Origin of the sequence: Acidovorax sp. ACV02, from assembly GCF_014851475.1 — a bacterium.
GTDB classification, from domain to species: Bacteria; Pseudomonadota; Gammaproteobacteria; order Burkholderiales; family Burkholderiaceae_C; genus Acidovorax; species Acidovorax delafieldii.
The window spans coordinates 248,638-261,060 of record NZ_JACUZU010000006.1 but is presented as its reverse complement, the minus strand read 5'-3'; the positions used below and the strand labels follow the sequence as shown (position 1 = coordinate 261,060).

Here is a 12,423-nt window from a genome sequence, read left to right as displayed (position 1 = left end):
CCGGCGAAGAATGGGGGCAAGACTTTTCGAGATGAACGCGCCATGACGATTGCCGAACCCCAAGCTGCCATCGATGCCTTGCTGGCCACCCGCCTGCGCAACGCCCAGCCCGCCCTCTGGACCAACCCGGCGCGGCAGGCACAGCCCGCCGCCGCGCTGCCTGCACTGGGCAGAACCATTAGTCTGGATGATACGCACGCAGCGGCTGCACGCCTGGCCCGTTTTGCCGGGCTGCTGGCGCAGGTGTTCCCCGAGCTCGCCGCCACCGGAGGCGTGGTGGAGTCGCCCCTGCTGCCTGCTGCGGCCCTGGCCCCCGCGCTGGGCATGGCCGAAGCGCAAGGGAGCCTGTTCATCAAGGCCGATCACAGCCTGCCCGTCGCTGGCTCCATCAAGGCGCGCGGCGGCATGCACGAGGTGCTGGAGTTTGCCGAGGGGCTGGCGCTGCAGCATGGTTTGGTAGAGCCCGGCGGCGACTACCGAGCGCTGGCGACGCCGCAGGCGCGCGAGCTGCTGGGTCGTTACCAAGTGGCGGTGGGTTCCACCGGCAACCTGGGCATGAGCATTGGTGTGGTGGCGTCTGCCTTAGGTTTTCAGGCCACGGTGCACATGTCGGCCGATGCCAAGGAATGGAAGAAAGACCGCCTGCGCCAGCGTGGCGTGCAGGTGGTGGAGCACGCGGGCGACTACGAACGCGCCGTGGCCGCAGGCCGTGCCGAGGCGGCCAGCAACCCGCAGTGCCACTTTGTGGACGACGAGCAATCGTTCTCGCTGCTGCTGGGCTACAGCGCAGCGGCGCTGCACCTGCAAAAGCAACTGGCCGAGCAGGGCGTGGCGGTGGATGCCGAGCACCCGCTCATCGTTTACCTGCCGTGTGGCGTGGGTGGTGCGCCAGCGGGCATCACCTTTGGTATGCGGCAGGTGCTGGGGCCGCATGTGCACTGTTTTTTCGCCGAGCCGGTGCAGTCGCCGTGCTTCATGGTGCAAATGATGGCCGATGCAACGCAAGGTGTGGGGCGGCACCCCTCGGTCTACGACTGGGGCCTGACCAACCGCACCGAGGCCGATGGCCTGGCCGTGCCGCGTGCGTCGCTGCTGGCGGCGGAGCTGATGCGTCCGCTGCTGTCGGGCGTGTTCACGGTGGCCGACGACACTTTGTTTGCGCAGCTGGTGCGGGTGCTGGATGCCCTGGGCGAGCGCATCGAGCCCTCGGCTGCCGCAGGCTTCAGCGGCCCGGCCATGTTGACGGGTACCACGGCCGGGCAGGCCTGGCTGCGCAGCACGGGCATTGAGGCCGTGCTGCACCAGGCCACCCACCTGGTGTGGACCACGGGCGGCCTGCTGGTGCCCGATGCGCAGTATCAAGGCTTTGTGCAGCGCGGGCGGGCCGTGCTGGCTGCGCAGGCCTGATGGCCCGCCACCTTCTTTCCTCTTTTTTTCTTTTCACTTTTTTATCTGGAGCCACGCCATGAACCGCAAGCAACTGCTTTTGTCTGCCGTCCTCTGTGCCGCCCTGGGGGCCACTGCGTGGACTCCGGCCATGGCGCAGGAGGCTGCGTTCCCCACCAAGCCGATCACGCTGGTGATTCCGTTCCCGCCCGGTGGCGCCACCGATGTGTTGGGCCGTCTGATCGGCAAGAAGCTGGGTGACAAGCTGGGCCAGAGCGTGGTGATCGACAACCGCGCGGGCGCTGGCACGGTGATTGGCGCCACCTCGGTGGCCCGGGCCGCGCCGGATGGCTACACGCTGCTCATGAGTTCGGGCACCACCTTCACCGTCAACCCCGCCGTGCGCGCCAAGCTTCCGTACGACCCGGTCAAGAGCTTTGAGCCCATTGGCATCACGGGCCGCACGGGGTTGATTCTGCTGGCCAACAAGGATGTGCCGGCCAGCGACCTGAAGCAGTTCGTGGCCCTTGTGAAGGCGGCGCCCGACAAGTATTCGTATGGCTCGTTCGGCACGGGCACTACCTCGCAGTTTGCGGGCGAGATGTTCTTCCACGCGGCGGGTCTCAAGATCCAGCATGTGCCGTACAAGGGCAGCGCGCCTGCGATGACCGACCTGCTCGGCGGACAGATCCCGTTCACGGTGGACACCGTGTCGGCCGCGCTGCCGCAGCTCAAGGACGGCAAGATCAAAGCCATTGCGGTGACCTCCGGCAAACGCTCGGCCCTGCTGCCCAAGGTGCCTACGCTGGCGGAGAGTGGCTACCCCGGCCTGGAGATGGACACCTGGCTGGCCATGGTGGCGCCGCGTGGCCTGCCGCCGGCCGTGAAGTCACGCCTGGAGCTGGCGCTGGCCCAGGTGGTGTCGGACCCCGAAACGCGTGACAAGATGATCGCGGTGGGGTTCGAGCCGTCCTATGCTTCGTCCAAGGTGTTGGCCGAGCTGATCGACAAGGAGCTGCCGCTGATGCGCGCCATTGCACAGCGTGCCGCCATCACCGCAGACTGAACCCGTGTGACCAGAACAAGGAGACAAGCCCGAGATGACCACAACAAGACCCCAAGCCCTGGTTGAGCTGACCGCCAACGAACTGCGCCATCACATCGGCACGCGCGAGATTTCGCCGGTGGAGCTGCTCGACGCCTGCATCGCGCGCATCGAGGCGGTGAACCCGCATGTGAATGCCGTCACCGCCACCTGCTACGACCGCGCCCGCACCGAGGCCAAAGCCGCCGAGCAGTCGGTGCTGCGCGGCGAGCCCCTGGGCCTGCTGCATGGCCTGCCCATGGGCGTGAAGGACCTGGAGGCGACGGCGGGCTTGCTGACCACCTATGGATCGCAGATCTACCGTGAGCACATTCCGGCCGAGGACAACGTACTGGTGGCGCGCCTGCGCGCGGCGGGCGCCATCGTCACGGGCAAGACCAACATCCCCGAGATGGGCGCGGGTGCCAATTCGCGCAACACCGTGTGGGGCGCTACGGGCAATCCGTTCAACCCCAACCTGAACGCTGGGGGCTCATCGGGCGGCTCGGCCGCTGCGCTGGCGTGCGACATGCTGCCGGTGTGTACGGGCTCGGACACGGGTGGGTCGCTGCGCATTCCTGCATCCATCTGCGGGGTGGTGGGCTTCCGGCCCTCGCCCGGCGTGGTGCCCAGCTCGCGCAAGCTGCTGGGCTGGACGCCGATTTCGGTGGTCGGCCCCATGGGCCGCACGGTGGAGGAGGCCTGCCTGCAGCTGGCTGCCTCGGCCGGCATGTCGGCGGGCGACCCGCTGAGCTACCCGCTGGACCCGATGAGCTTCCTTCTGCCCGAAGCCGTGGACCTGAGCCGCCTGCGCGTGGCTTATACCGAGGACTTTGGTGCCTGCGCTGTGGACAACGGTATCCGCGCCGTGTTCCGCCGCAAGGTACAGGCCATGAAGCACCTGTTTGCGCGTTGCGACGCCATCGACATTGACCTGGGCGATGTGCACCGCTGCTTTGACGTGCTGCGCGCCGAAGCCTTTGTGGCCAGCACGCGCGAGGCCTACGAGCGCGACCCCGCCACCCTGGGCCCCAACACCCGCGCCAACTACGAAATGGGCGCCGCCATGACGCTGCTCGACAGCGCCTGGGCGCAGGCCGAGCAGACACGCATCCTGGCGCGGTTCCAGAAGCTGTACGAAGAGTACGACGTGATCCTGGCGCCCACCACGCCGGTGTCGCCGTTTGCGTGGACCGAGCTGTTTGCCAGCCATATCAACGGCGAGCCGCAGGCCAACTACTACCGATGGCTGGCGTTGACTTATGTGACCACGCTCACCACCCACCCGGCGCTGAGCCTGCCCTGTGGGCTGGACGACGCCGGGATGCCGTTTGGCCTGCAGATCGTGGGGCGCTTCCGTGCCGACCGCCACACGCTGGGCGTGGGGCATGCGCTGGAGCAGGCGTTCAAGGGCATTGCTGGGCTGGCACGGCCCCGGCCCGACATCGCCAAGCTGATGCAAACCAATGCCGAACCCGCGCTGACCTCCATCGTGACCGTGGCACCCGACCCCCGCGATGCCCGCAGCCTGCCGCGTGACGACCGTGCGGCATCGGCAGCGCAGGTGTCGGCCGTTTGAGCAGGAGGAGCAGATGCAAACCGTAGACACCATCGTCATCGGCGGAGGCATTGCCGGGGCCTCCGTGGCCTGGCAACTGGTGCAGCCCGGCGCCGCAGGGCAGAGCGCCAGCGTGCTGCTGCTGGAGCGCGAATCGCAGCCCGGCTATCACACCACCGGCCGCTCGGCCGCGCTCTACATGGCGACCTATGGCACGCCCAACATCCAGGCGCTGACCCGGGCGAGCCGCGCGTTTTACGACGCGCCGCCGGCGGAGTTTGGCGCTGACCCCATCCTCTCGCCCCGGGGCGTGGTCTATGTGGCCGGGCCGGACCAGCTGGACCTGCTCAAGCAGACCTACGACGAAGCGCACGCCACCTCGCCCAATGTGCAATGGGTGGACAAGGCTGAGCTGCTGGCGATGCTGCCCTGCCTCAAACCCGAGGCTGTGGCAGCCGGCATGAGCGAGCCCGAGGCGGCCGACATTGATGTGAACGCCCTGCACCAGGGCTACCTGCGCGGCCTGCGCCAGCGCGGCGGCCAGGTGCTGACGAACGCCGAGGTCATGGCTGTGCGCCGCGAGGGTGATGTATGGCAAGTGACGCTGGCCGATGGGCGGGTGTTTGCTGCCCCCATCATCGTCAATGCTGCGGGCTCCTGGGCCGATGTGGTGGCGGGCCTGGCCGGTGTGCCACCCATCGGGCTGGAGCCGCGCCGCCGCACGGCATTCACCTTCCCGGTGCCCGAGGGCATGGATGCCACCCACTGGCCAGCCGTGATTGGCATCGACGAGAGCTTTTACTTCAAGCCCGACGCGGGGCAACTACTGGGCTCACCGGCCAATGCCGACCCTACACATCCGCACGATGTGGTGCCGGAAGAGCTCGACGTGGCCACCGGGATTTATCACATCGAGGAAATGACCCGCTTCCAGATCCGCCGGCCGTCGCACACCTGGGCCGGGCTGCGCTCCTTCGTGTCGGATGGCGACATGGTGATCGGCTGGGACAATCACGTGCCCGGCTTCTTTTGGCTGGCCGGGCAGGGCGGGTATGGGATTCAGAGCGCGGCGGGCGCCTCGTTGCTGGCGCGGCAACTGTTGCGGGGCGAGCCGCTGGCCGAGGAGCTGGTGCGCGAGGGCGTGGGGGTGGAAGGGCTGTCGCCTGCGCGTTTGCGCTGAGGTGCCCAGACGGGAGGGGCTCAGCCTCTCACGCGAAGGTGTTGACGTTGGTGCCCAGTGCGCCGCTGGTGGCCAGCTGGGGTTGGGGCATGGACTGCTGCATGGCGTCGATCATGGTGGCGGCCGATACCGCCTGCATATCCAGCGCCTTTTTCAGTACCACCATGTTCAAGGCGTCCGACGTCTTGGCGCTGGCCAGGTTGGTAGCGGTGTTGACGATGCTGTTGGTCAGGGCGACGTCCATGGTGACTCCTCGGGGCAATGGTGGGTTATCGGCACGGCTGAACGCGGCTTGAGCGTTGTTACATGTTCAGCGGTCGTGGACCTGCTCTGTAGTGCTCCGCCTAGTCCAGCGCGGGTACCCCAAGGGCTGGGCAGGCGGCCAGGTCGGATGGGTGGGTGTGTGGCAGCTGGCGGGCTGCGTCGCGCAAGGCGGTGCGCAGGCCTTCTTCCAGCGTGGGGTGATAGAAGGGCATGCCCAAGAGGTCGTGCACTGTCAGTTGCTGCTGCACGGCCAAGGCCAGCAGGTGCGCCAGGTGCTCGCCGTCAGGGGCACACAGCTCGGCGCCCAGCAGGCGACCACTCGCATGGTCTGCATAGACGCACAGGCGTCCATGGTTGCGCTGGGCGGTGCGGGCGCGGCCCTGGTTTGTGTAGCTGGCGGTGCCGGTGACGGTGCTGTGCGCGTCCATGTCGGCCACGCGCGGTCCCACAATAGCGATGTTGGGGTCGGCGAACACGATGGACAGCAAGGTGCGGCGCCGAAAGCGCGTGGGAGTGGGGGCCAGGGCGTTCAGGCCTGCAATATGACCTTCATCGGCCGCCTCGTGCAGCAACGGGGTGTGGGTGTTGGCGTCACCCGCCAGAAACACCGGCAAATTGCCAATTTGCTGGGTTTGTGGGTCTACGGTGGGCAGGCCGCGCGCATCCAGCGGTACGCCCAGTGTCTCCAGGCCAAGGTGCTCAATGTTGGGCACCCGGCCCATGGCGGCGATGACCTGGTCCACTACCACGCGGTTGGCGCCGCTGGCGACTTCAATGCCTCCAGGCACTTCGCGCAGCTGCGCCTCGGCGCCCATGTGCAGCACCATGTCCTGCTTGAGCAGGGCCGCCAGCTCGGCATTCAGCGTTGGGTCGCTCAAGCCAGCCAGCGTGTGGCCAGTGGTGAACGCAGCCACCTGCAGGCCCAGCCGCGCGAGCGCTTGCGACAGCTCCACTCCAATCGGGCCCATGCCGATCACTGCAATGCGGGGGCCTAGGGTTGGTTGTTCGAACAAGGTGTCGGTGGTGAGCATGCGGTCGCCAAATGCCAGCCATGCCTCGGGCACACGTGGGCGTGACCCCGTGGCGATGATGATGCTGCGCGTGGCGTAAGCCGTGCCATCAATGTCCACCAAACGCGGTCCCAGCAGCGTGGCGCGCCCTGACACCTGGTTGCTGCCCAGTTCATTGGTGGCTTTGAGGGCGCCCGCCACGAAGTCGTCGCGCAGTGCGCGCACGCGCTGGAGCACGGAAGGCAGGTCTGCGGTCAATGCACTGGCGCCCCGAAGGCCAAATGCTTCAAAGGTGTGGCGCCGGTGGAAAGCGTTGGCCGCCTCGATCAGCGCTTTGGACGGCATGCAGCCCACGCGGGCGCAGGTAGTGCCCCAGGGGCCTTCATTGACAATGAGGTAGCGGTCGGTGCGCTTGCGCACTTCACGCAGCGCGGCCAGGCCCGCCGTGCCTGCGCCAATGATGATGGTGTCGAGCGGTTGGGCCATGGGGCTTTCTCGGAGTCTGAAAACCCGGAGTGTGATGCGCGAGCCGCCGCAACGTTGTAGGCGCACAGGCCGTTTCAGTGAGGCCGCTGAGGGCGCTTGCGCGCATGTGAAAACCGAGCTGGTTGCCCTTTGGGGGCCCGGTCTCGGCGTCCGATCAGGCCTCGGGGTCCGTCCAGCCCACTCGGCCTTGCCCGTGGTCGTTGATGCGTTGCACAAAAGGGGTGGCTTGCGTCTGGGGCAGGCGCAGCTGCAAGGTGACCAGGGTGCCATGCTGCACGTCCACCAATTCGGCGCCAGCAGCTTCAATTTCGCGGCGCAGCAGGCCTTCCAGGGCATAGGGCACCTGGCACTGCAGCAGGGCCATGCGCTGCAGCGTGACCTTGGGGGCCGTCAGCAGTGCCTGGGCAATTGTGTCGGTGTAGGCGCGCACCAGGCCGCCCGCGCCCAGCTTGACACCGCCAAAGTGGCGTACCACCGTGGCCAGCACGCCTTCCAGGTCTTGGTGGCGCAACACGTCCAGCATAGGGCGGCCGGCGGTGCCGCCGGGCTCGCCGTCGTCCACCGCAGCCGACTGTCCGCCCGCCAGTAGCGCCCAGCAGATATGGGCTGCGCCAGGGTGTTGCTTCCACAGCGCATCCACTGCCGCCTGAGCGCTGGCGCGGTCGGCCATGGGCTGCACGCAGCCGATGAAGCGGCTTTTCTTGATGATGAGTTCGCTGTGCGCCGGGGCAGCCAGAGTCTGGGGCATGGGGCAGCGAGTGTACGGCGAGCGCTTTGGGTGCCAGCAGGGAGCCGTGTGTGACGGAAGTCACAGCCCGGACCCTGAAGGGTGTGGATCGGCACAAATCGCGTTGGGAATGTGCGTTCTGTCACACACGCCGTAGGCGTGCGTTCCTACACTGCGGACTTGTTGCTGTGGCCTACGCTGTTGCTACTCATTTGAAAGCACCCGGGCCATCAGAAAAGGAACCGCCATGTTTGCCACTTCGCTCTCTGCACCTTTGCCTACCTCTCTCGCCAGCCATCTGTTTGGCCGTTTAATCTCTCCCTCGGTCTCCCACGCATCGGGTGCCAGCACGGTGGCATCGACCGGCGCGATGCCAAACGCAATGGAAGAGCACGACGACGAGATGCCGGACCTGGCTCAGCGCGTGCGGGAAATCGGCGAGTGGTGATACGGCGTGCTGCGTAACGTAACAAGCCACGCAGCGTCCCGTCAGCCGGTGTTGCCCATGCAACCGTCTGCTGCGCCCAGGTCGCGTGCCATGAGCACACTGGTGTAGTTGGTCAAAGGGCGCCAGTCGCACTCGCCGACCACCCTGTAACCCCAGGATTCATACATCGCTATCAAGGCCGTGGCGGGTTGCGCAGTGTCCAGCGCCATGACCCGGGCACCTGCCTTGCGGGCATAGTCCAGGGAATAGGCGTGCAGCTGTTTGCCGTAACCCTGGCCTTTGGTGTCAGGGGTGATGCAGAACTGGCACAAAGACCACACCGAAGGGTCGCGGTACAGCGGCACGGAGGATTCGGGTTGCGGCGGTCGCAGCGTGACAGTGCCCACATAGTCTTCGCCGTCCAGCATCACCAACCCCGTGCCTGAAGCAAACCGCTTCGCAGTATCTTCCACAGACTGGTGGGTGCCCCAGTAGCGCAGACCCCGCAGCGCGTGGGGTGCATAGGCGCAGTGGATGAGGGTGGTCAGGCGTGCGAGGTCATCGTCGGCCGTGACCGGGCGAATCAAAAGCGAATCGGACAAAGTCATAGAGATACTCCGTGGCCTCGCGTTGAAGGCCGCTGGTCGGGCAGCGGGTCGTGTTGCCTCATTTCAAAGCTTTAGCTCCCAGGTCTCTCCCACCAATTGCTGACCAAAGCCTTCGTAGGGCTCGGTCTTGACCAGCCGAAAACCGCGCTGACCGTAGATGCCACGCGCAGCCGTGAGGCAGCTGTTGGTCCAGAGAACCATCTTTTTGTAACCTTTTGCACGTGCAAAGGCAATGCATTCGTCGGTGAGGCGGGCGCCCAGGCCGAGGCCCCTGGCTTTGGGGCTGAGGATGAGCATGCGCAGCTGCGCCGTGGTGGCCGATTTGCGCACCACAAACACCGAGCCCACGCGCTCGCCATCCAGCTCGGCGATCCAGGCTTTCTCCCATGCGGGCTGGAACTTGCGCAAGAACTGCGCTGCGATGTCTGCCACCAAGGCCTCAAAACGGTTGTCCCAGCCGTACTCGCGCCCATAGATCTCGCCATGCTGCTGCACTACCCAGCCCATGTCGCCGGGCAAAGGGTCGCGCAGGACGGCGATTCGGGTGCCATCCGCCGCGTTGGAGGGGGAGGACAGCAGGGTTTCGATCCGTTCCATGGCCTCCACGACCTCCTGGCGCCGAGCCGGGGGCAAGGGGGCCAGCAGTGCGGCAGCTTCGTCGCGCGAACGCTGCTGCAGCGGCTCGAACGCCTCGCGTCCAGCCGCGGTGAGCGTGACCAGGCTTTGCCGCGCGTCCTTGGTGTTGGCGTGCCGTTCTATCCACCCGGCCTGCTCAAAACGCCGCAATATCCTGCTCATGTACCCGCCGTCCAGCCCCAGCTCCCGCGCCAGTTCGCTGGCCACAGGGGCCTCGCGATGGGCCAGCTCGTAGAGCACGCGCACGTCGGTCAGCGACAGCTTGCTGCCCAGGTACGGGTCCAGCACGCCAATGCGGCGGGTGATGAAGCGGTTGAACCGGCGCACGGCTTTCACCGCACTCGCAGGCACCGGGACGGACTCGGGAAGGGTAGAGGTGTTGTCGCTCATAAATGCCTCTGTCAGTTAATTAATTGACAAAAGCAAGTATATGTCTGACGGCCATCAAGCCTGTAACAGTGAGGGGCAAGGGCCGCCAAGGCGACAAAAACCGTCCGCCAACGTAAAATCACGGGTTATCCACCACAGACGCGCCCCACGAAGGCCCCCATCGCACCGGGGGCGGCCGCGACCCCCTTTGCATGAACGCCCCCGTTGACGTCTCCTTTTTTGCGCGCGCCGCAAAGCCCTTGACCAGCTACCGTCCGTACTGGGCCAAGCGCTTTGGCACGGCACCGTTCCTGCCGATGAGCCGCGCCGAGATGGAGAAACTGGGCTGGGACAGCTGCGACATCATCCTGGTGACGGGCGACGCGTATGTGGACCACCCGAGCTTTGGCATGGCCGTGATCGGCCGCACGCTGGAGGCGCAGGGCTTTCGCGTGGGCATCATCGCCCAGCCCGATTGGCAGAGCGCCGAGCCCTTCAAAGCGCTGGGCAAGCCCAACCTGTTCTGGGGCGTGACGGCGGGCAACATGGATTCGATGATCAACCGGTACACCGCCGACCGGAAGATCCGCAGCGATGACGCCTACACCCCTGGCGATGTGGGCGGCAAGCGCCCCGATCGTGCGGCCATCGTCTACAGCCAGCGCTGCCGCGAGGCCTACAAGGACGTGCCCATCATCCTGGGCGGCATTGAAGGCAGCCTGCGCCGTATCGCCCACTACGACTACTGGAGCGACAAGGTGCGCCGCTCCATCGTGGTGGACAGCAAGTGCGATCTGCTGCTGTACGGGAACGCCGAGCGTGCGCTTGTTGAAGTAGCCCACCGCATCGCAGCGCGTGAACCGGTGGAGCAGATCACCGATGTGCGCGGCACGGCCTTTGTGCGCCGACCGGACGACGAGAGCGGCAAGGGCTGGTTCGAGATCGACTCCACCACGGTGGACGAGCCCGGCCGCGTAGAGGCGCACATCAACCCGTACATGACCACCAGCGAGCAGGCTGCGGCCCAAGGCAGCACCTGCAGCAAAGAGGATGGGAATGCTACTGATTCTGTAGCGGGCACCGCAAATAACACCGGCGCTACCGGCCAAAACAGCCCCAACCCTGCCATTCAGCCGATCCAGTTTGTTGCCAATCCGGCGCTCAAGGCCAAGCTCAAGGTGCCCCCGCGCGAGAAGAGCGTGATCCGCCTGCCCAGCTACGAGCAGGTCAAAAGCGACCCCGTGCTCTACGCCCACGCCAACCGCGTGCTGCACCTGGAGACCAACCCTGGCAACGCGCGTGCACTGGTGCAGGCCCATGGCGAGGGTGTGACGGCGCGTGATGTGTGGATCAACCCGCCCCCCATCCCGCTGACCACGGCCGAGATGGACTACGTGTTCGACCTGCCTTACGCGCGTGGCCCGCACCCTAGCTACGCCGACGAAAACGGCAGCCATGACGGCGCGACCAAGATCCCCGCGTGGGAGATGATCCGGTTCTCCATCAACATCATGCGCGGCTGCTTTGGCGGCTGCACCTTTTGCTCCATCACCGAGCACGAGGGCCGCATCATCCAGAGCCGATCGGAAGATTCGATCATCCAGGAGATCGAGGACATCCGCGACAAGGTCAAGGGCTTCACAGGCACCATCAGCGACCTGGGTGGCCCCACGGCCAACATGTACCGCCTGGGCTGCCGCAGCCCCGAGATCGAGGCCGCCTGCCGCAAGCCCAGCTGCGTGTACCCCGGCATCTGCCAGAACCTCACCACCGATCACGGCCCGCTGATCAAGATCTACCGCCGTGGCCGCGCGCTCAAGGGCATCAAGAAGATACTCATCGGATCGGGCCTGCGCTACGACCTGGCGGTGAAATCGCCGGAGTACGTGAAGGAGCTGGTACAGCACCACGTGGGGGGCTACCTCAAGATCGCGCCCGAGCACACAGAGCAGGGCCCGCTCACCAAGATGATGAAGCCGGGCATCGGCAGCTATGACAAGTTCAAGCAGATGTTCGAGAAGTTCAGCGAAGAGGCGGGCAAGAAGCAGTTCCTGATCCCGTACTTCATCGCCGCGCACCCGGGCACCAGTGACGAGGACATGATGAACCTCGCCATCTGGCTGAAGAAGAACGGCTTCCGCGCCGACCAGGTGCAGACCTTCTACCCCAGCCCCATGGCCACGGCCACGGCCATGTACCACTCGGGCCGCAACACGCTGACCCGCGTGCGCCGCGAAATGCGCGATGTGGATGAAGAGTCTGTGGACATCGTGCGCGGCGAAAAGCGCCGCCGCCTGCACAAGGCCTTCCTGCGCTACCACGACCCGAACAACTGGCCGCTGCTGCGCGATGCGCTCAAGGCCATGGGCCGGGCGGACCTGATCGGTAACGGCAAGCACCACCTGATTCCGACCTTCCAGCCGCTCACCGACGGTGGTTACCAGAGTGCGCGGCGCAAGAACTCGACCCCGACAGGGGCTAAGCCCGCCGTGGCACCTGCGTCGCGCACGGTGCAGCAGCCCACGAAAGGCCGCATCCTGACCCAGCACACGGGCCTGCCGCCGCGCGTGACCGGGGGCGCGGCCAAGCCGGCTGCTGGCGGCAAACCGTTCAAGAAAGCGCGATAGTCCGCTGCCAGCGTGCTTGCGTGGCGGGGCGGGCAGGGCGTCCATCTGCCCATTGCATCTG

11 protein-coding genes are annotated in these 12,423 nt (G+C 66.1%); 6 read left to right on the top strand and 5 right to left on the bottom strand.

The features are described 5' to 3' along the window. The first annotated feature begins 42 nt into the window (after positions 1 to 42). From IB236_RS16020 to IB236_RS16005, 4 genes are read left to right on the top strand one after another with little or no spacing between them, the layout of a single operon-like run. Entirely contained in the window at positions 43 to 1,407 is a 1,365-nt protein-coding gene (locus tag IB236_RS16020; protein WP_192421445.1) for a D-serine ammonia-lyase, read from the top strand. Between the two features lie 58 nt (positions 1,408 to 1,465). Then, complete coding sequence (locus tag IB236_RS16015) at positions 1,466 to 2,452, top strand: tripartite tricarboxylate transporter substrate binding protein (protein ID WP_056744633.1); 987 nt, start codon at positions 1,466 to 1,468, stop codon at positions 2,450 to 2,452. Between the two features lie 34 nt (positions 2,453 to 2,486). Further along, complete coding sequence (locus IB236_RS16010) at positions 2,487 to 4,049, top strand: amidase (RefSeq protein WP_192421444.1); 1,563 nt, start codon at positions 2,487 to 2,489, stop codon at positions 4,047 to 4,049. A gap of 13 nt (positions 4,050 to 4,062) precedes the next feature. After that, positions 4,063 to 5,208 (top strand): FAD-binding oxidoreductase, encoded by a 1,146-nt coding sequence (locus IB236_RS16005; protein WP_192421443.1) that lies wholly within the window; start codon positions 4,063 to 4,065, stop codon positions 5,206 to 5,208. A 28-nt stretch (positions 5,209 to 5,236) separates the two neighbouring features. On the opposite strand, the gene IB236_RS16000 is transcribed toward IB236_RS16005, so the two are convergent. The 3 genes from IB236_RS16000 to IB236_RS15990 form a co-directional block, all read right to left on the bottom strand. After that, positions 5,237 to 5,452 (bottom strand): putative motility protein, encoded by a 216-nt coding sequence (locus tag IB236_RS16000; RefSeq protein WP_108497152.1) that lies wholly within the window; start codon positions 5,450 to 5,452, stop codon positions 5,237 to 5,239. A 100-nt stretch (positions 5,453 to 5,552) separates the two neighbouring features. Next, positions 5,553 to 6,968: a dihydrolipoyl dehydrogenase gene (locus IB236_RS15995; protein ID WP_192421442.1), complete on the bottom strand. Its 1,416-nt coding sequence runs from the start codon at positions 6,966 to 6,968 to the stop codon at positions 5,553 to 5,555. Between the two features lie 154 nt (positions 6,969 to 7,122). Continuing rightward, complete coding sequence (locus IB236_RS15990; protein WP_056744645.1) at positions 7,123 to 7,716, bottom strand: YigZ family protein; 594 nt, start codon at positions 7,714 to 7,716, stop codon at positions 7,123 to 7,125. Between the two features lie 226 nt (positions 7,717 to 7,942). On the opposite strand from IB236_RS15990, the gene IB236_RS15985 reads away from it, so the two are divergent. Further along, entirely contained in the window at positions 7,943 to 8,143 is a 201-nt protein-coding gene (locus tag IB236_RS15985; RefSeq protein WP_056744648.1) for a hypothetical protein, read from the top strand. A 41-nt stretch (positions 8,144 to 8,184) separates the two neighbouring features. Here IB236_RS15985 and IB236_RS15980 read toward each other — a convergent pair whose 3' ends face one another. Together IB236_RS15980 and IB236_RS15975 are read right to left on the bottom strand one after the other, a co-directional pair. Beyond that, entirely contained in the window at positions 8,185 to 8,730 is a 546-nt protein-coding gene (locus IB236_RS15980) for a GNAT family N-acetyltransferase (protein WP_056744651.1), read from the bottom strand. A 63-nt stretch (positions 8,731 to 8,793) separates the two neighbouring features. Then, positions 8,794 to 9,756 carry a bifunctional helix-turn-helix transcriptional regulator/GNAT family N-acetyltransferase gene (locus IB236_RS15975; RefSeq protein WP_192421441.1) on the bottom strand — a complete coding sequence of 321 codons (963 nt, stop codon included), beginning with the start codon at positions 9,754 to 9,756 and terminating at the stop codon, positions 8,794 to 8,796. 191 nt (positions 9,757 to 9,947) lie between these two features. On the opposite strand from IB236_RS15975, the gene IB236_RS15970 reads away from it, so the two are divergent. Beyond that, on the top strand, positions 9,948 to 12,362 hold the full coding sequence (locus IB236_RS15970) for a YgiQ family radical SAM protein (protein ID WP_056744655.1): 2,415 nt from the start codon (positions 9,948 to 9,950) through the stop codon (positions 12,360 to 12,362). Positions 12,363 to 12,423 lie beyond the last annotated feature (61 nt).

Coding starts and splice junctions, on each gene's coding strand:
- IB236_RS16020 (WP_192421445.1), top strand. CDS start 43: ATGACGATTGCCGAACCCCAAGCTGCCATCGATGCCTTGCTGGCCACC.
- IB236_RS16015 (WP_056744633.1), top strand. CDS start 1,466: ATGAACCGCAAGCAACTGCTTTTGTCTGCCGTCCTCTGTGCCGCCCTG.
- IB236_RS16010 (WP_192421444.1), top strand. CDS start 2,487: ATGACCACAACAAGACCCCAAGCCCTGGTTGAGCTGACCGCCAACGAA.
- IB236_RS16005 (WP_192421443.1), top strand. CDS start 4,063: ATGCAAACCGTAGACACCATCGTCATCGGCGGAGGCATTGCCGGGGCC.
- IB236_RS16000 (WP_108497152.1), bottom strand. CDS start 5,452: ATGGACGTCGCCCTGACCAACAGCATCGTCAACACCGCTACCAACCTG.
- IB236_RS15995 (WP_192421442.1), bottom strand. CDS start 6,968: ATGGCCCAACCGCTCGACACCATCATCATTGGCGCAGGCACGGCGGGC.
- IB236_RS15990 (WP_056744645.1), bottom strand. CDS start 7,716: ATGCCCCAGACTCTGGCTGCCCCGGCGCACAGCGAACTCATCATCAAG.
- IB236_RS15985 (WP_056744648.1), top strand. CDS start 7,943: ATGTTTGCCACTTCGCTCTCTGCACCTTTGCCTACCTCTCTCGCCAGC.
- IB236_RS15980 (WP_056744651.1), bottom strand. CDS start 8,730: ATGACTTTGTCCGATTCGCTTTTGATTCGCCCGGTCACGGCCGACGAT.
- IB236_RS15975 (WP_192421441.1), bottom strand. CDS start 9,756: ATGAGCGACAACACCTCTACCCTTCCCGAGTCCGTCCCGGTGCCTGCG.
- IB236_RS15970 (WP_056744655.1), top strand. CDS start 9,948: ATGAACGCCCCCGTTGACGTCTCCTTTTTTGCGCGCGCCGCAAAGCCC.